The sequence below is a fragment of the Cupriavidus sp. 96C5-1 genome (assembly GCF_057798855.1).
The window spans coordinates 62,845-85,675 of the sequence record NZ_JBYOJU010000027.1 but is presented as its reverse complement, the minus strand read 5'-3'; the positions used below and the strand labels follow the sequence as shown (position 1 = coordinate 85,675).

Below are 22,831 nucleotides of genomic sequence, written 5' to 3'. Positions count from 1 at the left end.
CTTCGTTAACGCTGAACAGTCCCTTTTCCAGTCAGTTCCAACACTGCGCTCAGTGCCTCCATGAATTCATTGAGCTTGATCGGCTTGGTCAGGTAACGAAAGAATCCCGCTTTGATGCCCTTCTCGATGTCGCGTGGCATCGCATTTGCGCTGAGGGCGATGACCGGAATGTGCGCCGTCCTCGGGTTTTCGCGCAGGAGTCTCAGCGCCTCGACGCCGTTGATGTCGGGCAGATGGATATCCATCACGATCACTTCTGGCAACGAAACGCGCGCGAGCTCGACGCCGAGAGCCCCGGTCACGGCGGTCAGCAGGCGCATATCGGCCCGGCGAGCGATGAGTTGCTCCAACAGCTTCAGGTTGGCGGGGTTGTCTTCGACATACAACAGGGTATGCACTGAAGAGCGGTTCTCTAATTGTGCGTTGGCCGGTACAGCTGGCTCGACGCTCTCACCTGTCATTTCCGGAGGGCGTGCAGCGACCAGTTCGACCCAGAATACGCTGCCCACGCCAGCCGTACTTTCGGCGCCGATGGTTCCCCCCATCAGCTCCGCCAGTCGCTTGGCCACCACGAGACCGATGCCTGTGCCCTCCTCGGGGCCGGCTTCCTGCCCGAGCCGGTTGAATGGCTGAAATAGTTGCGCCAGCCGTTCCGGTGCCAGCCCTGCGCCGGTATCGCGCACGCTGATGTGAATGCGGTCCCCGCCGGTTACGCTGCATTGCACCTCGACCGTTCCTTGGTCACGGTTGTATTTGATCGCGTTGGATAGAAGGTTGAGCAGGATCTGCTTAAGCCTGGTGCGATCAGCGCGGACAAAACAGGGGACATCAAGCAACGGGAAGCGCATGCGAATCCCTCGTTTCAAGGCCTGCTGCTCGACCATGGAGTGGCATTCTCGCAAGGCTTCAGCCAAGGATACCGGCTCTGGCGACAGTGCCGCCTGCCCGGCTTCGATCTTCGCGAGATCAAGGACCTCATTGATCAGTTCCAGCAGATGCCAGCCGGCTTTCAGAATCTGGTCGATGCTGGCCTGCTGCGAGGGCGTAGGCGGCGGAGCATCCGAGGCCATCAACTGCGCAAAGCCAAGGATCGCGTTCAAGGGGCTACGCAACTCATGGCTCATGCTGGAAAGGAAGTCTGATTTGGCGAGGTTAGCGCGTTCAGCCGCGGCCTGCGCCTGCTTTTGGTCCTCGATGTCAGTGCAGGTCGCAAACCACTTCACGATATTTCCATCGAGGTCTTTAAATGGCGCTCCGCGGGCAAGGTGGCATCGATAGGCGCCATCGGCGGCTCTTTTCAAGCGAAATTCAAGTTCATATTCGCATCCATTTGCAACGGCGCTCCTCCAGCGGTCGCTTGTGCCTTGCATATCATCCGGATGTATGACCGTTCGCCACGCACCGATTTGAGTTTGCTCGAGAGTAAGTCCTGTATAGGTGGACCATCGCTGGTTGCAGTAGTCGATCCAGCCATCAGGTTTGGCGGTCAGTACGATATGAGGGATGCCGTCGGCGAGCAATCTAAAGTGCTGTTCGCTCTCCCGAATGCGGGAGGCTGAGGAAGACAGCCTTGCCGATCGGTGCATGGGTTGCTTGCGCATGATCTGCCACCCGGAGCCGCCTGGACCATCCTCATACCAGGATGGAGAGACTGCCCAGGACGGGGCTCAAATCGGATTGAACGAGGGACTCTTGAGGAGGATATGCTCTGCCGTCGCCTTTGGTGAGCAATTTTGCTAGCCGCACAGTGATGTCTGCAAATCGGCACATTTCACAACGTCTTTGATCAAATGGAAGGAAGGCGCGCTTCATCCACCGTCGCGGGGTTGGATGCGGGCATTCAACCTTGGTGATCGCATCCCGGCCCCTCGAACCATGATTCAGTGGCACTAGCGCCAAAACGCAATTAATCGCCTGGATTTCAAACACCACAACAAGCGTGCGCTAGCACGGTGGGGATGGCCCACCGGCTCCGAACCAGTCTTCCTTGCCTGGTGCATCGAACGATCCACCCCCTGCTCAAGGCAGGCCTCGGCCATTTGTGGCTCACAAGGCCTGCTACGATATCCTCGAGCGGATCCAGAAGCGTCTGACCATTTCGCGACGCTGGGCCTCCCTTCGAAGGGAGGAAGCGCAAAAGAGCGGGGCGAAGGGCAGTTCCATGTCCTGTAGTCTCCAGGCAGGCGTGCACCTGGTCGGCGGCGGCCGGATGCAACTGCAGGCGGCATGCCACTCTAGCCATGGACGCGCAGGTGGGAGTGGCCAAACGCGGGGGCATCCTTCAAGCCTGAAAGAGGTGCCTCTGTCCCACTGCAGAAGGCACGACTTTCTCCTCCCCGAATGCGTCGACGAGCCTGTGGACAGCACGCCAGCCAGTGCAATGGCCAGGCACAAAGCATTTCAGATTGAACTGCTCCAGATCACCAATGGTCTGCGGGATCAATGTCTCGCTGGCTGAACCACTCAGATGGAAGCCTCCCATGACGCCCCATAGCGGTACTGGCGCTAGCTCCTCCTGAGCGCGATGCAGCACGTTGACGACCCCAGCGTGGGAACAGGCGGTAAAAACAATCGCCCCAAGGCCCGCCACGTTTACCGCCATCCATCGCTCATCTCTTATTAATGGATCCGGTAGCCAGGCGCCGTCGTTCGCCTGCGCAAAATGTCCAGGCAGTCCGTTCTCGTAGGACGTTCGTCGCGGAATCTCGCCACTGAGATGGAAATGCCCATCAAGCAATGTGCGTGCGTCATCGCTTGAGACAATCTCGGCTCCGGCCGCTGAGAGTTGCTCTTTAGATGGCACGTCGTCGAACGGGAGGAACTCTCCATCTCCTCCCGGCTTATGCACAGCTCGCGGTACGAACATGCCATCATTCACGTGTACCGGGACCTTGTGGCCACCATTTGCATCGGTGATCAACTGGAGCGCTGTCAACATTCCCCCGACATGGTCCCAGTGACCATGAGAGAAGACCGCTGCGTCAATATCTCCGAAGCGCAGACCAAGCCTGTCGCCGTTTCGTTTGATCGCGTAGCCTTCCGGGCCGCTATCAAACAGGACCGTATGCGTTTTGCCGTTAAGCGTGGTCTTAATCACCAGGGAAAGACCCCATTGCGCACAACATAGGCACCGCCCAGCCAATTGGGATGCACCGGCTCCCACAATGTTCGAAACCTCTCCAGTTACACGTCTTGGAACCGAGGAAAGTAGATCACTTACATTGTCGAGAAGAACAAGAACCTCACAGCTGTCAACCGCCTTGAGTAACACGATACTATCCTTCTTTAGATTTTAACTAATTATATTTTTTGAGTGATAAAGTTAAAAAATTATGCAAAACAATTAACAAAATCCTCTTGCTCTTTAGTAACGCAGCATTTCTGGATAGAAATATGCTTACCAGCAGATGCAGATAGCGATTGTACCTCATTCTGTCTCAATCAGGCTGGGAGTGTCACCACGTTTTGCCGATGCCGTTTCCTTCGTAAAATAAGGAAAATGCATCTTTCTGTATGATTTTCCTTCTCCGCTCGGATTAATAATTGCCGTCGTATTGAAACGGCGTTGTCGCATAAATCCGGATGTCTGAAAACGGCCTGACGTTTAGGTCACAGCGCTTAGGTCGCTGCTGAAAGCACCGCCCCGGGGTGTTCTGTGCCACATGCGGCGTCACCTTCATCTCCAGGCAAGCCTCAATGAACTCGTGCGCGTCATAGCCCTTGTCCGCGCCCACGGTGACTTCCACATCCAGGTCTTCCGTCACCTGCCTGGTATCGTTGAGCATGACCTTTGCGGCCTCGCGCTCGGCGTGTCCGTCCGCATTGGTCACCATGGCGCTCACCACCAGGCCATGGCGGTTGTCGCTCAGGGTATGACCCATGTAGCGCAACTCGCTGGCTGTCTTGCCCTTGCGGTAGAGCTTGGCATCGGGATCGGTCTTGGACTCGTGCGTCTCGTTGCTGCGCTTGCGCCCCTTGAAGTTGCCGCCGTCGTTGCCGTCCTTGTCGCCGCCATCCTTGCGCACGAAGCTCTTGTGGCCGGCCCACGCCTGTATCAGCGTGCCGTCCACGCTGAAGTGCTCACCCGACAGCCAGTTCTTCTTCTGCGCGATGGCCAGCACCTCGTTGAAACTCGATTACCGCATCATGCTTGATCAGCCGTTCGCGGTTCTTGGTGAACACGGTGGGCACCCAAACTGGATCGTCCATCGACAGCCCGATGAACCAGCGAAACAGCAAGTTGTAGTGCGTCTGCTCCATGAGCTGACGTTCGGAGCGAATGCTGTAGAGCACCTGCAGCAGCTTGGCCCGCAGCAACTTCTCCGGCGCGATGCTGGGCCGGCCACCCTTGATATCGGTCTCGTACATCTGCGCGAACAACCGGTCCATCTTCACCGGCGCCTGGTTGGCCATGGTGCGGATCGAGCGCAGCGGGTGGGATTTCGGCACGAAATCATCCAGCCTCCGCATAGTGAACAAACTCTCGGTGAAGGTGTCTGCGCCGCGCATGAAAGTAGGGTTGGATGGGATCCTCAAATCAACGCTTCAGGCAGTCGTCGCGCTGACGTCCGCTCGAGGTATTTCAGCGGCCTGTTAGGGGAAATACTGAGCGGGATGGCCTTTGGCCTGGTAGCTCGCCGTCGAGCCCGCGATGCCTTGCACCCTTACAGGTCCGATCGCGGGGCTCTTGAACTGCTCGTGGCAGGGAGATTCGGGCTTTCACGAAGCCCAGGGGGTGGTCTACATCATTTGGTGCGGCTGGCAAGGTCGGAGGGCGTCTGGCTCGACGACTAGCCGAAGGCACGCACCATCTGTCGTGGGGACGGCGCTAAAAAAATCGAAGATGCTCTCCGCCAAGTACTAGGCTGCGGAAGCAGAAAAACAGATCCCACTGCTCGAATGCCGGTTGGTCGCGAGACGTCCATGAGCCGGAGGCGTGATAGCTTGAGCCATTCACGCTGGCGGCCGGACGAGGCGCTCGCCCTGCGTGGAGACGCCGGTTCCAGGCTGAGCTGGACGTTCACCGGCGGTTCGTCAAAGCTTTATGCCTATGTGCACCGGGAAGTCACCTCGGCTGCAGCGGACTCGATCAGTTCCTCAGTCGAAACGGTGTGGCGACCGCTCCTTGGTCCGCTCATAAACTCGCTTATCCGTCCTTTCTTGTTCTCGAAGGCGAGCGCGGACCACTGGATCAGGCACAACATTGAGGAGACTGGACGGACGCAGGACATCCTTCCGGTAGTCTACGCCGCCCGCAGTCGCTCAACGGAGTAGCCGTAGAGAGGTGGAATCGGGCTTTGATTATCAAAACCGCACGGTACGTTCCGTGGGTGGCCGGGAGACGGGTGACCGCCCCGGCGACCCGGTGGGTACCGGGTAACCGGTATTCCTACCGCGATTCGTTCTACGCCTGGCGCCCGTTTGCCGGGGCCGCTGTCGCCCGCCAGCGTGCTTCACTGCGCGCCGGCCGGCTCGGTAAAAACCCCTAGCGCTTCGATCTTACCTGCCGATTGTTTAATTGCGGTACGGCTGCTAGTATCCGCTTTACTTACCGGCCGGCATGTAAAAATGATCGCGGTCGGTCGTTCGGAAACGGGCGATAGGACTGGTGTGGCGCAACGTACGGGGTACGAGAATGAGCTTGCAGGGATTGATGCAGCCGAGTCAGCTTCAGATTTCGGGATTGATACGGCACGCCGCCGTTCACCATGGCGACGTGGAGGTAGTGTCCTGGCTGCATGGTGGAGAGCAGCGTCGCAGCAACTGGCGCACCGTGGAGCGTCGCGCCCGCCGGCTGGCCGGCGCATTGGTGCGCGCCGCTGTCGGCACGTCGGACCGGGTGGTGACGCTCGCCTGGAATACCGATCGCCACCTGGAGTTGTACTACGCCGTGGCGGGCATGGGAGCGGTGCTCCACACGGTCAACCCCCGCCTGTTCCCGGAGCAGATCGTCTACGTCGTCAATCACGCGGCCGGCGAGACCTTGTGCTTCGATCTGGACTTCGCCGACCTGGTGGTCAGGCTGGCGCCGGATCTGCCGCACATCAAGCGCTATGTGGCGCTGTGTCGTGGCGAACAGTTGCCGGCGCTGGAGCTTCCGGGCTTGTGCGCTTACGAGGATCTGGTGGAGCAGGGCGGCGACGACTTCGCATGGCCGTCGCTGGAGGAAAACAGCGCGTCCTCTATGTGCTACACATCCGGCACGACCGGCAATCCAAAGGGCGTGCTCTACAGCCACCGCTCCACGGTCCTGCATGCATTTGCCGCGTGCGCGGCCGACGGCCTTGGCCTCTGCGCGCGTGACAGCGTGCTGCTCGCCGTTCCGATGTTCCATGTCAACGCCTGGTGCGTGCCCTATGCCTCCGCCATGTGCGGCGCCAAGCTGGTGCTGCCCGGCTCGGGCGTGTCGGGCGAGCGGCTCTATGCATTGATGCGCGACGAGGGCTGCACGTTCTCGATGGGCGTGCCCACTGTGTGGCTCGGCTTCTTCCAGTACATCGATCAGCACCGCGCTTCGCTGAACATCGGGGATATCGCTCTGCAACGAGTGGTCATCGGCGGCTCGGCGGCGCCGCGCGCTATCATCGAGCGGTTCGAGCGCGAGTTGGGCGTTTTTGTGATCCAGGCCTGGGGCATGACCGAAACTAGCCCGCTGGCCACGATCTCCAACCTGTTGCCGCACCATGCGGAACAGCCGCTGGCGTCGCGCTTCGACGTGCAGTGCCGCCAGGGTCGAGCCATCTTCGGCCTGGAATTCGAGATCTTCGACGGCGCCGACAAACCGCTGCCGCACGACGGCAAGCACGTGGGCGATTTGCGCGTGCGTGGCCCCTGGGTGCTGTCGGCCTACTATGGCAACGAACCCGGCTCGGCGCTCGATGCCAACGGCTGGTTCGGCACCGGTGATGTGGCCAATATCGATGCCGACGGATACGTGCAGATTACCGACCGCAGCAAGGACGTCATCAAGTCTGGTGGTGAATGGATTTCGTCGATCGATCTCGAGAACGTCGCCGTGGGCCATCCCAAAGTGCGCGAGGCGGCGGTCATCGGCGTGGCGCACAGCAAGTGGCAGGAACGGCCGTTGCTGATCGTCGTGCCCAAGAGCGGCCAGGCGCCGACCAGCGAGGAGATCCTGACCTATATGCAGGACCGCGTGGCCCGCTGGTGGCTGCCCGACGAAGTGGTGTTCGTGGACGAACTGCCGCACACCGCCACCGGCAAGCTGCTCAAGACGGCGCTGCGCGAGCAGTACCGGCAGCACCGGTTACGGACCGACCATGCCTGACGGGCGACGCGAGCGCCTAGTCTACCCCCCAAATATATACCGGAGACCCGCCGCGCCGCTCGGCCGGAGGGCGGCGCTCGCCCCGGTTACGTCAAATACAACAAGCCATGACAGGAGACAAGCGATGAGGATCGACCACAAGAACACCCTGCGCGCCACGGCGCTGCTGGCGCTGGCATTCGTCGGCACCGCACAGGCCCAGATCTCGGATGACGTCGTGCGCATCGGCGTGATGGCGGATATGACCGGCCCGTTCTCCGGGAACGGTGGTCCCGGCTCCGTCAATGCCGTGCGCATGGCGGTGGACGACTTCGGCGGCAAGGTCAACGGCAAGCCGATCGAGGTCGTGGTGGCCGACGACCAGAACAAGCCCGACGTCGGCACCAGCATCGCGCGCAAGTGGATTGAGAGCGAGAAGGTGGATGCCATCGTGGGCGGCTCGGCCTCGTCGATCGCGCTGAGCGTCAGCAGCATGATGCGGCAGCACGGCAAGCCGTACCTGCTGGCGGGCACAACGAGCGCGGACCTGACCGGCAAAGCCTGCTCGCCCATGAACGTGCAGCAGATGTTCGACACCTACGCCCTGACCAAGTCCGGCGTGCAGAGCCTGATCAAGCAGGGCATCAAGACGTTCTACTTCATCGTGGTGGACTACACCTTCGGCACGTCCATGCAGGAAGTGGCCACAAAGTTCATCGAGGCCTCCGGAGGCAAGGTGCTGGGAGCGGTCAGGCATCCGCTCGGCACGACAGACTTCTCGTCGTACCTGCTCCAGGCCCAGGCTAGCAAGGCGCAGGCCATCGTGCTGCTCAATGCCGGCACCGACCTGAACAACGCGCTCAAGCAGGCCGCCGAATACCGGCTGGGCAAGAACGGCCAGGTCGTCACGGTTTTCGGCATGACGATCAACAACATCACGGCGCTCGGCCTAGACGTGGCGCAGGGGCTCCAGTTCACAGCGCCGTTCTACTGGGACCTCAACGATGAAACCCGCGCCTGGTCGAAGCGGTTCATGGAGCGCAACAAGGGCGTGGTGCCGACCTACCTCATGGCGAACTCTTACAGTTCGACCATGCACTACCTGAAGGCCGTGCAGGCGACCGGCACCGACGAGGGCAAGGCGGTGGTGACCAAAATGAAGGCCACGCCGATGAACGACTTCAGCATGAAGAGCGTGAAGATCCGGGAGGACGGCCGGGTCATGCAGCCAGTGTACGTCGTGCAGGTCAAGGCGCCGGGCGAGTCTAAGAACCGTAACGACCTCTATCGCATCAAGGGCCAGATTCCGGCCGAGGAGGCGTTCCGGCCGCTGTCGGAAGGCGGCTGCGACTTCATCAGGAAGTAAGGACGCGCCGCCATGCCGACATTCGAGATTCTTCCAACCGGCCACGATCTGCTGGGCGAGTGCCCGCTGTGGGATACGCGCGACCAGTCCCTCTACTGGATCGATTCGCGCCGCCGCCTGGTGCGCCGCCTGCACGAGGCAAGTGGCACGACCGCCGAGTGGAGGTTGCCGCAGGAGATCGGCTCGATCGCCCTGTGCGAGAGCGGCCGGCTGCTCGTGGCGCTGGCGGACGGCATCGTGCGCCTGGATTTGCGCACCGGCGCCACGACGCCGATCGCGCCCGTGCGCCACGCGGCTGACGAGATGCGGCTCAACGACGGCCGGACCGACCGCGCCGGCCGCTTCGTGGTCGGTTCGCTCGTCAGGAGGCGCCATGAGCCGCTGGGCGCGCTCTACCAGTTGGGCGGAGATGCGCTGCGCGAGGTGGACCGGGGCTTCTGCATATCCAATACCACCTGTTTCAGTCCGGACGGCCGCTGGCTCTACTTTGCCGACAGCCTGACCCGGAAGATCCTGCGCTATCCATACGACACCGCGACCGGCGCGCTCGGCCAGCGCGAAGTCTTCATCGACACCGAACCGCTGCGCTCGGGGCCCGACGGTGCCACCGTCGACGCCGACGGCGGCCTGTGGGTCGCGCTGGTCCAGACGGCGCAACTGGCCCGCTTCCATGCCGACGGGCGCCTTGACAGGCTGATCGATTGTCCCGTCCCCTACGTGACCTGTCCCTGCATCGGCGGCAAGGACCTGGACACGATCTATCTCACCAGCATCCGCGACTCGGGGAACATGCTGCTCACCCACCACCCCGACGGCGGCGCACTGCTGGCCATCCGTGGCACCGGCGTGCGCGGGCTGCCGGAAGTGCGTTTCGACGACCGCGGGCTTTGACCATTCACAGGAGCAAGCAGATGACACAAGCATTCGAAGGGCGCGTGGCCCTGGTGACCGGCGGCGCGCGCGGCATCGGCCGCGCCATCGTGGAACGGCTCGCCGCCGGCGGCGCGACTGTGGGGGTGCTCGACCTCAAGCTCGACCTAGCGGAGGAAGCCGCCGCGGCGCTGCGTGATGCCGGCTTCCGGGCCGTGGCGTTCGGCGGCGACGTGGCGCAGCGCGATACGGTCTTCAACGCCGCCGCAAGCCTGAAGGAGGAGTTCGGCCGGCTGGACGTGATGGTCAGCAATGCGATGTGGGTGCGCTATGGCCCGATCGAAGCGATCACGCCGGAGGCGGTGCAGCGCATGGTTGGCACCGGCTTCAATTCGGTGATCTGGGGCATCCAGGCCGCCGCGGAGCACATGGAGGCGGGCGGCAGCATCGTCAACATCGCCTCGGCCGCCGCGTTCCTGGGCATGCCGGAAGCGATGATCTATTGCGGCGTGAAGGCCGGGGTGCTGGGGCTGACCCGCTCGGCGGCCACTGATCTCGGTCCGCGCGGAATCCGCGTCAATGCGGTGGCGCCAGGGTCCGTGCCCACTGAAGGCGTGAAGATCAACGTGGACCCGGAAAAGGTGAAGGTGCGGCTGGCCAAGACTCCCATGCGCCGCCTGGGCACGGTGGAAGACATCGCCGAGGCAGTGGCCTACCTGGCCAGCCCGCAGAGTAGCTGGGTCACCGGCGAATGCATCAAGGTCGACGGCGGGGTCACGCATGCCTTCCTCTGAAACGGAACTCCAGCCACAGCGAGGCATAGCGTGAGCGCCAGCGCCGACTACATCCTCCAGACCCGGGGTCTGAGCAAGCAGTTCCGGGGCTTCTACGCGGTCAAGGACGTCGATCTCAATGTCTGGCGCCATTCGGTCCATGCGCTGATCGGGCCCAATGGTGCAGGCAAGACGACCTGCTTCAACCTGCTGACCACCTTCCTCAAACCGACGGCCGGCTCGATCTGCTTCAACGGCCGCGCCATCGAGAACAGCGACCCGGCCACCGTGGCCGACAGCGGCCTGGTCCGCTCGTTCCAGATTTCCGCCGTGTTCCAGCACATGACGGTGCTCGAGAACGTGCGTGTGGCGCTGCAGCGCAAGACGCGCTGGAATTACGCGTTCTGGCGCAGCCAGCAGGTGCTCGGGTTGCTCGACGGACGGGCGCGAGAACTGCTCGACATGGTGGGTCTCGGCAAGTGGGCCGAGGTGCCGGCGTCGGATCTGTCCTATGGACGCAAGCGCGTGCTGGAACTGGCGACCACCATCGCGCTGGAGCCGGAACTGATCCTGCTGGACGAACCCATGGCCGGGCTCGGGCACGAGGATATCGGGCCGGTCGTGGAACTGATCCGGCGCGTGGCAAAGGGCCGCACGGTGTTGATGGTGGAGCACAACATGAAGGTCATCGCGGAACTGTGCGACCGGGTGACGGTGCTGCAGTCGGGCCAGATCCTGGCCGAGGGCAGCTATGACGAGGTATCGGTCGATCCGCGCGTGATCGACGCCTATGTGGGAGGTGCCCGTGGCTAAGGTCCTGACAGAATCAATTCCGCAATCCATCGCGCAACCGATTCCCGCATCCGCGCCCCGGGCCATGCTGCGCGTGTCGCACCTGACCGGCCACTACGGCGAAACCCAGGCGCTTCACGACATCAGCCTGGAGGTGCGGGAAGGCGAGATCGTCTGCCTGCTCGGGCGCAACGGTGCCGGCAAGACTACCACCCTGCGCGCGATCATGGGCATGCTGCGCAAGCGCGGCGGCACGATCGAGGTGCAAGGGCGGGCGACCGCCGGCCTGCCGCCCGAGGCCATCGCCCGCCTCGGTGTGGCGTATTGCCCCGAGGAGCGCGGCATCTTCGCCAGCCTGACGACCGAGGAAAACCTGGCGCTGCCGCCGGTGCTGCATCCGGGCGGATTGAGCATTGCGGAAATCTACGAACTGTTCCCCAACCTGCAGGTGCGTCGCCGCAGTCCGGGCACCCGATTGTCGGGCGGCGAGCAGCAGATGCTGGCGATCGCCCGCATCCTGCGCACCGGCGCCAAGCTGCTGCTGCTGGACGAGTGCACCGAGGGCCTGGCGCCGGTGATCGTCGACAAGATCGGACAGACCATCCGCATGCTGCGCGGGCGCGGCTTCACGGTGCTGATGGTGGAGCAGAACTTCCGCTTCGCGTCGGAACTGGCGGATCGCTTCTACGTGATCGAGGAGGGCGTCGTAGCGGACCGGTTCTGGCGGGCCGACATCGCATCAAACCGGGAGCGCATCGAGGGGCTGCTCGGTCTGTGAAGCACATGGGCCGAGGCAACAAGTAAAGGGGACCAGGAGCCCCGCACGGGAGACAAGACTGATGGATACGATATTTGGCGTTTCAGTGGCTGCCTTCATGGGGCAGGTGGTCATTGGGCTGATAAACGGCGCGTTCTATGCCCTGATGAGCCTCGGGCTTTCCATCATCTTCGGGCTGTTGCGCGTGGTGAACTTCGCCCACGGCGCGCAGTACATGATGGGGGCCTTCGTGGCCTGGGGCCTGTCCGAGTACCTGGGTCTCGGCTATGGCTGGGCGCTGGTTCTGGTGCCGCTGGTGGTGGCGGCCTTCGGCGTGCTGCTCGAACGCGTGTTCCTGCGCCACCTCTACCATGTGGACCACGTCTACGCGCTGCTGCTGACCTTCGGTGTGGCGCTGCTGATGGAAGGACTGTTCCGCCTGAAGTTCGGTGTCAGCGGGCAGCCGTATCCCAATCCGCTCGAAGGCGGGCTGGACCTGTCGATGACCTATGTGCCGTGGTACCGGGTGTGGGTGATCGGCGTCGCGCTCGGGGTTTGTGTGGGCACCTGGTTCTTCATCGAACGCACCAGGCTCGGCTCGTATCTGCGTGCGGCCAACGAGAACGCCATGCTGGTGCGCAGCTTCGGCGTCAACGTGCCGCGCATGCTGATGCTGACGTATGGCCTCGGCGTCGGCTTGGCGGGCTTCGGCGGAGTGATGGCCGCGCCGATCTACCAGGTCAGCCCGCTCATGGGCTCCAACCTGATCATCGTGGTGTTCGCGGTGGTGGTGATCGGCGGCATGGGCTCGATCCTCGGCTCCATCGTCGCCGGCTTCGGGCTCGGCGTGATCGAGGGCCTGACGAAGCTTTTCTATCCTGAGGGCGCCAGCATCGTCATCTTCCTGGTGATGATTCTCACGCTTGCCTTCCGCCCCAACGGCCTGTTCGGCCGCAACGACTAGGACGATCCCGATGACCCTCCTGCACCGAATCCTGCTGATCGCGGGCGTGGCGCTGCTGTGCCTGGCGCCCTTCGCGCTCTACCCGCTCTTTCTCATCAAGCTGATGTGCTTCGCGCTGCTGGCCGCGTCGCTGAACCTGCTGATCGGTTATGCGGGCCTGCTGTCTTTCGGCCACGCGATGTTCTACGGCGCGGCCAGCTACGTCACCGGCTACATGCTCAAGGCGTACGGCGTGGACGGCATGGTCGGGCTGCTGGCCGGCGTGGCCGTGGCGGCCTGCCTCGGCTTTCTCACCGGCCTGCTGGCGATCCGCCGCCAGGGCATCGCGTTCTCGATGATCACGCTGGCGTTTGCTCAGCTCATGTACTTCGTGGCGCTGCGAGTGCCGTTCACGGGCGGCGAAGACGGGCTGCAATCCGTGCCGCGGCCAATGTTCCTCGGTGTGATCCCGACCGAGGACAACCTGGCCATGTACTACGTGACGCTGGTGATCGTCAGCTTCGGCTTCTGGCTGGTTTACCGCACGGTTTACTCGCCATTCGGGCAAGTGCTCAAGTCGATCCGCGACAACGAGCCCCGGGCGCTGTCGCTGGGTTACCAGGTCAATCGCTACAAGCTGGTCGCCTTTACCTTGTCAGCCGCGCTCGCCGGGCTGGCTGGCGCCACCAAGGTCATTGCTTTGCAACTGGCCACGCTGGCGGATGTGAGCTGGACCACCTCCGGCGAGGCGTTGCTGATCTGCATCGTCGGCGGCCTGCAGACGCTGCTGGGACCCGTGGTCGGCGCGGCGGTCATCGTCTCCATGGAGCACTTCCTGGCGTCCGCGGCGGAGTGGGTGCTGATTATCCAGGGGGCGGTGTTCGTGGTGGTGGTGATGCTGTTCCGTAATGGCATCGTCGGCCAGATCCGGGCGTTCCTCGGCGAGCGGGCGCGACGCAGAGGCGCCGGCTCGGCGCCTGCCACGGCTGCGGTGCCCGGCCGTGCGTCGGCTGGAGAAGCATGATGGCGGGCCTGCTGCAGGGGAAGCTGGCCCTGGTGACCGGCGCGGCGAGCGGTATCGGCAGGGCCATTGCGGTGGCATATGCGCGAGAAGGCGCGCGAGTCGTCATCACGGATCGTGAGGCAGAGGCTTGCGCGGACACGCTGGCGCAGGTGCGGGGGGCCGGCGGCCATGGCTGGGTGTACGCGCTCGACGTGACCGACGCCGAGGCGGCTGTGCGGTTGGCCGCGCGGGTGGGGCAGGAGATCGGGCCGGTGGACATCGTGGTCAACAACGCGGGTGTCATCCTGCGCGAGGGCATGGACAGCCCGCATGCCCATGCGGCCATGCGCAAGGTGATGGACGTCAATGTCATCGGCGTCTTCAACGTCGTGCACGCCTGGCTGCCCGCGTTGCGGCGGACGCGCGGCAATATCGTCAACATCTCCTCCGGGGCATCGTTCCACGGGCAGCCCAACGCGGTCGGCTATTCGGCCTCGAAGGCGGCGGTGCGCCTGCTGTCGCAGTCGATGGTGGCCGACCTGGCGGCAAGCGGCATTCGTGTCAACGTCATCGCGCCGGGCGTTATCGTCACGCCGATGACCGACACAACCCGCGCCGATGCCGCGCGACTGGAGCGCTTCATGGCGCGCATACCCGCCGGGCGTCTCGGCAACGCCGAGGAAATCGCCCGGCCGGCGGTGTTCCTCGCTTCTGACATGGCCAGCTATGTCAATGGCGTGACGTTGCCGGTGGACGGCGGCTACCTGGCTGTCTGACGCGAGACGGCCGGGGCGCTCGTCCGGCCCCGGCGCCTCTCAAGCGCGTAGCGTGTCGGCGAGGTCGTGCATGTGCCGCAGGTAGCGGTCCCGGTTCGCGCGGATGCGATCGACGGCTCCGCCGAGGCCGAGCACCACCGGCCGCTCCTGCATGGTCACCGGCAGCATGACGCACACCGACGCGCCGCCGGGCAGCGGGATGTGCTCCGTATAGGCCGCGCCCACCGAGCGCGCTTCGTTCACCCGCCGCATGGTCTGTTCGGCCGGCTGGCGATCCTCCTTGCGCGCCGTGGCGATGTTCGCGCGCCGGATCAGCCTTTCCACTTCCTTGCCAGCGTGCGCGGACATCAGCAGCCAGCCCGCCGCCGACAGCGTGAGCGGTCGCAAGCTGCCTTCCACCGTGTGGAAGCGCAAGGCATGGGTGGACTGGATGACCCGGATGTATTGCAGATACACGTCGTTCTGCACGGCGATGGAGATCGTCTCGCCCGTTGCGCCATGCAGCTCGCGCATGACATCCAGGATCTGGCCCTGTCCGAGGAGTGCCTGGCTGATCCAGTCGCCGAGGGCGACTACGCGCAGGGTGGGGAAGTAGCAGCGCGTGGTCCGGTCGTAGTTCAGGTAGCCCAGCGCGGCGAGATTCTTGAGCAGCACCGTGCCGCTCGATAGCGGATAGCCCAGCGCCGCGCAGATTTCCTTGAGTTGGTGCGGACTGCGCTTGCGCTGGAAGTAGTCGAGGACTTCGAGCACCCGAATGGCGGACTTGACGGGTGAGACGCTCATGACAAGGCTCCTGGAAGTTTGGGTGCCAAATCGCCGATCTGATGACTTGATTAAATACCTGCCGGCCGGTAAGCTTTATGCGAAAGCATACCACCCGGACGCATTGTCCGGGTCATCAGCGATCCAACCAGGAGACAAAGTCGTGAGCTACAAGCATTTGCTGTTGTCCGTCGAAGACCGCGTTGCCACGGTCACCCTCAACCGACCGCCGGTCAATGCGCAGAACGCCGAACTGCGGGCCGAGATTACCGATGTGTTCGACCAGTTGTCCGATCGCGACGACGTTGCGGCCGTGGTGCTGACCGGCTCGGGCAACGTGTTCTCAGCCGGGGCGGACATCCGCGAGCGCCCGAACCTGGCCGACACGATCGGGGCCTACGGCCGTCACAACCGGCTGGTGCGCGAGACGTTCAATGCGGTGGTGGAGTGCAGCAAGCCCATCGTCTGCGCGATCAACGGGCCGGCGATGGGTGCGGGCTTCGGCCTGATCATGGCCAGCGACATCTGGGTCGCCGCCGAGGATGCGTATGTGTCGATGCCCGAGATCAACGTCGGCCTGGCCGGCGGCATGACCTACCTGCAGAGATACTTCAGCCAGTCGCGCGCGCGGCGCATGTTCTATACCGGCATGAAGGTCAGCGCTCAGGAGCTTTATCGCCTTGGGCTGGTGGAGGCGTGTCTGCCGCGCGACGAACTGATGCCGTATGCGATGGAGATTGCCCGCGACATGGCGTCGAAGAGTCCCACCGCGTTGCGGCTGGCCAAGGAGGCGGCGCGCATGACGGCTCTGATGCCCGCCCGCGACGCGTATCGCTACGAACAGGGGAATACCGTGGCGCTCTCGAAGACGGAAGACGCCCGCGAGGCGCAGCGCGCCTTCTTCGAGAAGCGCGCGCCGGTGTACGTCGGTCGCTGACCGGTCGGCCGGTATGTGTTAGTCTCCCGTTCTGATCGAGTCCGGAATTGGATGGACGGGAGATTTTTGAACGTGGAGGTTGATGCACATGGAAACCAGGCTGGAAGACAAGCCGACCCGGGCATCCGGGGGCGGTAGCCGCGACAGGCCCGAGGACCGGCAGGCGCAACTGCTGGAAATCGCCGGACGGCTGTTTGCGAAGAACGGCTTCAATGGCACGTCGCTGCGCGACATCGCGGAAGAAGCGAAGATCACCAAAGCCGCGCTCTACTACCACTTCCCGAACAAGGAAGCCCTGTACGACCGCATCGTGCTGTACGGGCTGGAAAAGCTGCTCGAAACGGTGATGGCGGCCACCGCGCCCCACAAGACCGCCGTCGAGAAGGTGCGCGCGTTCATGCTGGCATCGGCGGACTACTACACGCGGAACCGGGACTCCTGGATTACCGGCTCCAATGCGTTCCGCAACACCGACGACTCCGCGTCGCGGGCCAAGGGCCTGATGTTTCGCGACATGTACGAGCGGCACCTGCGCAATTGCATCGCCGAAGGCATCAAGTCGGGAGAATTCCGCGACGTCGATCCCGCCATCGCGGGCCGCCTGCTGCTGTCGACCGTCAACAGCCTGAGCGGCTGGCATCGGCCCGATGGCAAGATGACCGCCCAGGAGGTGGTGGAGCGGTACGTCGAAATCATCCTCGTCGGGCTGCGCGCGAAGTAGCGCGGCCGACATTGCGCGCGGTGCGGGCCTGGCCCGCTGCGCGCCGCGTCTCTTCATGAAACATGCCAGGCTTTTGTCGTCGGGCATGGCTGTCATGGCCTTCGCCATTCCGGCGTCGGGTTTCCCACCGGGCGGCCACAATCCCCATTTCTTTTCCTCTGTCTGCGGCATGAATGCCGGCTGAGTCCGCTTGTGCAAGGCTTCGGCCTGCATATGCGTTCGTCAGGGTTTGCCCCTATTAATTACCTGTCGGCCGTTAAGTAAGCTGGGTGTGTCTGTTCAACCACGTCACGCCCCGATGAATCGTCGTCATTTCACATTGCTCGGTTTGTCGCTGGCAGCGGCAGGCGTCAGCGCCAGGTCCGTGGCAGCCGAGTCCTTTCCCTCCCGTCCTGTTACCATCATCGTTCCCTACGTGGCCGGCGGGGCAACCGATATCCTCGCCCGCGCCGTCGCCGCTCGTCTGTCGGAGCGGTGGGGCAAGCCGGTGCTGGTGGATAACAAGCCGGGCGGCGGCACCTCGATCGGCACCGCGCAGGCCGCCCGTGCACCTGGCGACGGCTACACGCTGCTGATGACCGCGTTCGGCTACATCGGCAACCAGTTGATGCTGCCGAAGCTGCCCTACGACCCGAAGGCGCTGACGCCGCTGGCGATGGTGGCCGATAGCCCGAGCGTGCTGTACGTTTCCTCGCGGGTGCCGGTCACCAACCTGAAGGAACTGATTGCCTACGGAAAGGCGAATCCCGGCAAGCTCAGCTTCGCCTCGTCGGGCAACGGCTCGAGCCCGCACGTCGCGGCCGAGATGTTCGCCGGCATGGTCGGGATCGACATCGTCCACGCGCCATATCGTGGCAACGGCCCAGCCATCAACGACTTGGTCGGCGGTCAGGTCGACGCGCTGTTCGACTCCCCGGCCACGATGGCCTATGTGGCCACCGGCAAGCTCAGGGTGCTGGGGCACGGCTATTCGACGCCCAATCCGCGCCTGCCCGGCGTGCCGGCGATCGACAAGGCCGGAATTCCGTCATTGGCGAACTTCGAAGCCGGCGGCTGGTTCGGCCTATTCATTCCGTCGAGCACGCCCGATGCGCTCCAGCATCGCATTGCCAACGACATCCAGGCCGTGCTCGGACAGCGCGAGACGCGCGAAGCGATCTCCCGGGCCGGGGTCGATCCGCATGCGATGACCCGCACCGAATTCGCCGCCTACCTGCAACACGAAATGGATCGCTGGGGCCCGGTGATCCGCACCCGCAACATCCGCCCGGATTGACCTCCGGCCTTCCATCAGACCACCTTCCGAGCACCGTTGGACATGAGCACTCCCGACTCCACACTTGACGACGCGCCCGTGCGCGACGCGGCCTTTTATGAACGCTTCCGGCAGGAACTGCACGACTGGATGCACGCGCATTGCCCGCCGGAGCTGCGCGCTACGGTCCGCAGCAACCAGAAGCTCGGCCGCCAGGAGCTGTCGCAATGGCAGCGCATCCTGCACGCCCGCAGCTGGGGCGCGCCCAACTGGCCGCGCGAGCACGGCGGGACCGGCTGGGACTTGCAACAACGGTACCTGTTCGAGGAAGTCAGCGCGCAGCTCGACTGCCCGCCGCTGTATCACCACGGCCTCGGTCACATCGGCCCGGTCATCATGCACTTCGGCACCGAGGAGCAGAAGGCGCGCTACCTGCCGCGCATCGTCGATGGCTCCGAATGGTGGTGTCAGGGCTATTCCGAGCCGGGTGCCGGTTCCGACCTCTTTTCGCTCAGGACCGCCGCCGCGCGCGATGGCGACCACTACGTCATCAACGGCCAGAAAATCTGGACCTCGCACGCACAGGAAGCCGACGTGATGTACACGCTCGTGCGCACGTCGCAGGAGGCGCGCAAGCAGGCCGGCATCACACTGCTCGTCGTGCCGCTGAACACCCCGGGCGTACAGGTGCGTCCGATCCACACGATCGACCAGTGGCACCACGTCAACGAGGTGTTCCTGGACGACGTACGCGTGCCGGTGGTCAATCGAATCGGCGGCGAGGGCGAAGGCTGGAAGTGCGCCAAGTTCCTGCTCGATCGCGAGCGCCTGTCGCCGGCGACGGTACCGCGCCTGGCGCGCCAGTTGGAGCAGGTGTCGGAGATGATCGGCGAGCGGATCCGCGCCGAGGGCGCAACGCCCAACCTGCACGCGGCGCTGCGGCGTCTCTACCACGCACAGGCTTCGGCGATGGGTGCGCGCGAGATGTTGCTTGGCGCCATCCAGGAAGAGATGCAGGGCACGCTGGCCGCGTCGAAGTCGTCGGCCCTCAAGCTGCATTGTTCGGAGCTGTCGCAGGAGATCTCGAGCCTGGCCTACGACCTGTGCGCCGGTCAATATGGCCCGCGCCTGTTGCCGCAAACGCCGGCCGCGGACGGTTCGGACGATTTCGAGCCGGGCCGCCAACTGGTTCATACCTATCTGTTCTATCGATCGCGCACCATCGCTGGCGGTACCAGCGAGGTTCAGAAAAACGTCATCGCACGCGACCTTTTTGGAGCTTGACCCATGGCCTTCATTTCCACCCCCATGTTTCCGGGCGACCTTTATGACACCAGCCTGAAGCTGGCTGCAAGTCCCGAACGCCAGGCTCCCCGACCGGCCGGCGCCCCCCCGGCGAGCGCCAAGTGGCGCCAGATGCTGGAGCTTGGCTGGCAGGGCGTGATCGTGCCGGAGGCGGCCGGAGGCGTCGATGGCACGCTGGCCGACCTGGCCGCAATCGTCGAGGCCGCGGCGCGCCACGCGCTGGCCGTCCCGCTGATCGACCGCTGCGCCGTTGCGCCGACGCTGCTCGTGGCGGCCGCCGAGCAGCCGGGCGTGCGCGACCTGCTCGAAGCCGTCGTGTGCGGCACCGCCTCGGTGGCGGCGGTGGTCGACGCGACCGGCCGCTTCCCCGGCCGGCCCAGCGCGCTGCGCCTCGGGGACGATGGCAGGCTGTCGGGCATGCTGGAGGGCGTCGACGTCAGCGAACCGGCCACGCACCTGCTGTTCAATACGCTCGAAGCGCAGGCCGAGGACCCGGTCTTGGTGCTGCTGCCGGTCTCGGCGGCGGCGTCCCGTGCGCGTCACTACAGGGGGATGGACGCGCGCGTCAGCGCCGACTTCACGCTCGACGGTCTGATGGTCGACGCTTCGCAGATACTGCTGCGCGGCCCGGCCGTGATGGACGCGATCGCACGTGCCCAGCAACTCGGCAGCCTGCTGACGGGCGCACAGGCAGTGGGCGCGGCCGGTGCGATGATCGAGCAGACAATCGAATACCTCGGCACGCGTGTGCAGTTTGGCGTGCAGCTTGCGACGTTCCAGGCGCTGCGTCATCGCGTGGTCGAGATGTACGTGGCATACGAGAACGCCAGCGGACTCGTGAAGCGGCTGGTCGAGACGGGCCGGCCCGACAACCCCGGCAATGCGCGCGAGATCGCGCTGGCCAAATTCTACGTCGGCAATGTCAGCCGGATGCTGTCCGAAGTCGGCATCCAGTTGCACGGCGGCATGGGCATGACGTGGGAGACGCTGGTGGCGCGCCTGGCCATGCATTCGCTGATGGGCGGCATGCAGTTCGGCGACGCGGCGCAATGCCTGGACTGGCTGACCGCGCGGACAGTGTCCGAAGCCGTCGCCGCCTGAATGGCCGTCGATCTTTTCGATCTCCTCGATCTCCCTGTCCCAAGCTCTATCATTCCATGCACTCACTGTCTTCCCTATTTGCACCCGCATCGGTCGCTATCATCGGCGCCTCGTCCGACAGCGACCGCATCGGCGGCCGCGTCCTCCGCTTCCTGCTTGAAGCGTCCTTCCAGGGCCGGATCTATCCCGTCAACAAGCGTGGCGCGACGGAAATCCAGGGATATCCGGCGTACGCCAGCGTGAGCGACATTCCCGACACGATCGACCAGGCGGTCATCGTGGTGCCGGCGTCCGGCGTGGAGGCGGCGCTGCGCGACAGCCTCGCGAAGGGCGTCAAGTGCGTGCTGGTGCTGACCTCGGGCTTCGCCGAGACTGGACCCGAAGGGCGGGCGCTGCAGGACAAGCTGGTAGCAATGTGCCGCGACGCTGGCGTGCGCATGGTCGGTCCCAACGCGCTGGGCCTGCTCAACGTCGAGACCCGCTATTTCGCCACTTTCTCCACCGCGCTCAACGGCCTGCAGCCGCGTCCGGGTCCGATTTCGCTCGTGACGCAGAGCGGTGCCTTCGGCTCCTGCGCGTACGGCATGGCCACGCTGCGCGGCGTGGGCTTCAGCAAGATCGTGGCCACTGGCAACGAGGCCGACGTGGATGTGGCCGAATGCATCGACTACCTGGCCGAAGACCCCGCCACGCGTGTCATCTGCGCCGCGCTTGAGTCCTGTGGTGATGGCAACCGTTTGCGCCGCGCCTTGCTGAAGGCCGCGGATGCCGGCAAGCCGGTGTTGATCATGAAAGTGGGCCGTACCGAGCTGGGGGCAGCGGCCGCCAGCACGCACACCGGCTCGCTGGCCGGCAATGATGCGGTCTTCGACACGGTTTTTGCCGAGTGCGGCGCCTACCGGCCAGGCTCGATCGAGGAGATGCTGGACATCGCCTACCTGTGCGCGGTTACGGGTCGCCTGCCGGCCAATGCCGACATGGGCGTGATGACCTCGTCGGGCGGCATCGGCGTTCTCATGGCCGACCATGCGGGCGAACTGGAGCTGAACATGCCGCCGCTGACCGCCGCGGGCGTGCGGGCCGCGCGCGAGCTTCTACCCTTCGCCGTTGCCGCGAATCCGCTCGACGTCACGGCGCAGATCACGGCCGTTGCCGATGGCATCGGCCAGAGCCTGGACCTGATGCTGTCGCACGGCTCGTATGCGACCGTCTTCGCCTATCTGGCCCATGCCGGTCTGTCGCCGGAGCGGTTCGAGTCGACCATCTCGTCACTGGCAACCCTGAGGGAAAAGCATCCGGGCAAGGACATGATCATGGTCATGACGTCGGTGCCCGAGGTGAATTCGCGCCTGGAGGCTCTTGGCATACCCGTGTTCTGCGACCCGAGCCGAGCAGTGATCGCGCTGGCTGGCGCGGCCCGCATGGTGAAGCGCCGGCGTGCGCTATATCGCCTGCCCGTGCCAGGCAAGTCTGCGCGGCCGCTCGGCGACGTGGCCACCGAAGCGGCGGCCAAAGGCGTGCTCGCCGAGGCCGGCCTGCCGGTACTGCCCGAACGCCTGTGTGCGACCGGCGAGGACGCGGTGCGAGCCGCGCAGGAAATGGGCTTTCCGGTGGTGGCCAAGATCTGCTCGGCCGACATTGCGCACAAGACCGAAATCGGCGGCGTGATCCTGAACTTGCCCGATGCCGCTGCGGTGCGCGCGGCCCATGTCACGCTGCTGGAACGCGCGCGCGACGCCGCGCCCCATGCACGGATCGACGGCGTGCTGGTCGCGCCGATGTTAAAGGGCGGGGTGGAGACCATCGCGGGCATTCACATGGACCCGACCTTCGGTCCCATGCTGATGTATGGAGCGGGTGGCACGGCGGTGGAACTGTATCGTGACGTCGCGTTTGCATCGGCGCCGGTCGACGCGGAGCGTGCGCGTGCGCTGCTGGACCGGATTCGCTCGTCGGCGCTGCTGCGCGGGTGGCGCGGTGCGCCGCCGGCCGACGAAGCCGCGCTGGTCGAGGCGCTGTGCCGCCTGTCGGAATTCGCGGTCGCGCATGCCGACGAACTCGACAGCATCGATATCAACCCGCTTGTGGTGCGCGAGAAGGGCGCCTTCTGCCTCGACGCGGTGATCGCCAGGCGCGCGGGCTGAGTGCGGGTGTCGTCGTGAAACAGCCCTCGCGACCGGGCGTCGCGAGGGCTGTTTTCTTT

18 protein-coding genes and 1 pseudogene are annotated in these 22,831 nt (G+C 64.3%); 15 read left to right on the top strand and 4 right to left on the bottom strand.

The features are described from left to right. Positions 1-5: 5 nt before the first annotated feature. The 3 genes and pseudogenes from AC3FOF_RS26160 to AC3FOF_RS26150 all read right to left on the bottom strand — a co-directional run. Positions 6-1,601, bottom strand: coding sequence for a PAS domain-containing hybrid sensor histidine kinase/response regulator (locus tag AC3FOF_RS26160; protein WP_035818871.1), 1,596 nt, complete (start codon positions 1,599-1,601; stop codon positions 6-8). Positions 1,602-2,281: 680 nt separating this feature from the next. Then, positions 2,282-3,271, bottom strand: a complete 990-nt coding sequence (locus tag AC3FOF_RS26155) for an MBL fold metallo-hydrolase (RefSeq protein WP_488728259.1) — start codon at positions 3,269-3,271, stop codon at positions 2,282-2,284. Positions 3,272-3,638: 367 nt separating this feature from the next. Next, positions 3,639-4,509: pseudogene (locus tag AC3FOF_RS26150) on the bottom strand (IS5 family transposase); the annotation flags it as partial. A gap of 1,144 nt (positions 4,510-5,653) precedes the next feature. On the opposite strand from AC3FOF_RS26150, the gene AC3FOF_RS26145 reads away from it, so the two are divergent. The 9 genes from AC3FOF_RS26145 (at position 5,654) to AC3FOF_RS26105 (ending at position 14,547) form a co-directional block, all read left to right on the top strand. Next, positions 5,654-7,288 carry a long-chain fatty acid--CoA ligase gene (locus AC3FOF_RS26145; protein WP_488728258.1) on the top strand — a complete coding sequence of 545 codons (1,635 nt, stop codon included), beginning with the start codon at positions 5,654-5,656 and terminating at the stop codon, positions 7,286-7,288. A 124-nt stretch (positions 7,289-7,412) separates the two neighbouring features. Then, the gene (locus AC3FOF_RS26140) at positions 7,413-8,633 is read left to right on the top strand and encodes an ABC transporter substrate-binding protein (protein WP_017231172.1); all 1,221 of its coding nucleotides are present in this window, start codon (positions 7,413-7,415) and stop codon (positions 8,631-8,633) included. A gap of 12 nt (positions 8,634-8,645) precedes the next feature. Beyond that, positions 8,646-9,524, top strand: a complete 879-nt coding sequence (locus AC3FOF_RS26135; RefSeq protein ID WP_488728257.1) for an SMP-30/gluconolactonase/LRE family protein — start codon at positions 8,646-8,648, stop codon at positions 9,522-9,524. A gap of 20 nt (positions 9,525-9,544) precedes the next feature. Continuing rightward, complete coding sequence (locus tag AC3FOF_RS26130) at positions 9,545-10,297, top strand: SDR family NAD(P)-dependent oxidoreductase (protein ID WP_488728256.1); 753 nt, start codon at positions 9,545-9,547, stop codon at positions 10,295-10,297. Positions 10,298-10,327: 30 nt separating this feature from the next. Beyond that, positions 10,328-11,089 carry an ABC transporter ATP-binding protein gene (locus AC3FOF_RS26125; RefSeq protein WP_017231174.1) on the top strand — a complete coding sequence of 254 codons (762 nt, stop codon included), beginning with the start codon at positions 10,328-10,330 and terminating at the stop codon, positions 11,087-11,089. Between the two features lie 64 nt (positions 11,090-11,153). Continuing rightward, positions 11,154-11,846 carry an ABC transporter ATP-binding protein gene (locus AC3FOF_RS26120; protein WP_017231175.1) on the top strand — a complete coding sequence of 231 codons (693 nt, stop codon included), beginning with the start codon at positions 11,154-11,156 and terminating at the stop codon, positions 11,844-11,846. Between the two features lie 61 nt (positions 11,847-11,907). Then, positions 11,908-12,789 (top strand): branched-chain amino acid ABC transporter permease, encoded by an 882-nt coding sequence (locus AC3FOF_RS26115; RefSeq protein ID WP_017231176.1) that lies wholly within the window; start codon positions 11,908-11,910, stop codon positions 12,787-12,789. Between the two features lie 10 nt (positions 12,790-12,799). After that, positions 12,800-13,792 carry a branched-chain amino acid ABC transporter permease gene (locus tag AC3FOF_RS26110; RefSeq protein WP_488728255.1) on the top strand — a complete coding sequence of 331 codons (993 nt, stop codon included), beginning with the start codon at positions 12,800-12,802 and terminating at the stop codon, positions 13,790-13,792. Then, positions 13,789-14,547, top strand: coding sequence for an SDR family NAD(P)-dependent oxidoreductase (locus tag AC3FOF_RS26105; RefSeq protein WP_488728254.1), 759 nt, complete (start codon positions 13,789-13,791; stop codon positions 14,545-14,547). Before AC3FOF_RS26110 ends, AC3FOF_RS26105 begins: the two co-directional genes overlap by 4 nt. Positions 14,548-14,586: 39 nt before the next feature. Here AC3FOF_RS26105 and AC3FOF_RS26100 read toward each other — a convergent pair whose 3' ends face one another. Continuing rightward, positions 14,587-15,330 carry an IclR family transcriptional regulator domain-containing protein gene (locus AC3FOF_RS26100; RefSeq protein ID WP_017231180.1) on the bottom strand — a complete coding sequence of 248 codons (744 nt, stop codon included), beginning with the start codon at positions 15,328-15,330 and terminating at the stop codon, positions 14,587-14,589. A gap of 142 nt (positions 15,331-15,472) precedes the next feature. Between AC3FOF_RS26100 and AC3FOF_RS26095 the strand changes: the two genes are divergently transcribed. From AC3FOF_RS26095 to AC3FOF_RS26070, 6 genes are all read left to right on the top strand, one after another. After that, complete coding sequence (locus AC3FOF_RS26095; protein ID WP_017231181.1) at positions 15,473-16,246, top strand: enoyl-CoA hydratase/isomerase family protein; 774 nt, start codon at positions 15,473-15,475, stop codon at positions 16,244-16,246. An 88-nt stretch (positions 16,247-16,334) separates the two neighbouring features. After that, complete coding sequence (locus tag AC3FOF_RS26090; RefSeq protein WP_017231182.1) at positions 16,335-16,967, top strand: helix-turn-helix domain-containing protein; 633 nt, start codon at positions 16,335-16,337, stop codon at positions 16,965-16,967. A gap of 298 nt (positions 16,968-17,265) precedes the next feature. After that, positions 17,266-18,243, top strand: coding sequence for a tripartite tricarboxylate transporter substrate binding protein (locus AC3FOF_RS26085; protein WP_035818881.1), 978 nt, complete (start codon positions 17,266-17,268; stop codon positions 18,241-18,243). Positions 18,244-18,321: 78 nt separating this feature from the next. Next, a complete protein-coding gene (locus tag AC3FOF_RS26080) occupies positions 18,322-19,506 on the top strand; it encodes an acyl-CoA dehydrogenase family protein (protein ID WP_488728253.1) in 1,185 nt (394 codons plus the stop codon). Positions 19,507-19,509: 3 nt separating this feature from the next. Next, positions 19,510-20,628, top strand: coding sequence for an acyl-CoA dehydrogenase family protein (locus AC3FOF_RS26075; protein ID WP_488728252.1), 1,119 nt, complete (start codon positions 19,510-19,512; stop codon positions 20,626-20,628). Between the two features lie 56 nt (positions 20,629-20,684). Continuing rightward, positions 20,685-22,772, top strand: coding sequence for an acetate--CoA ligase family protein (locus AC3FOF_RS26070; protein ID WP_488728251.1), 2,088 nt, complete (start codon positions 20,685-20,687; stop codon positions 22,770-22,772). Positions 22,773-22,831 lie beyond the last annotated feature (59 nt).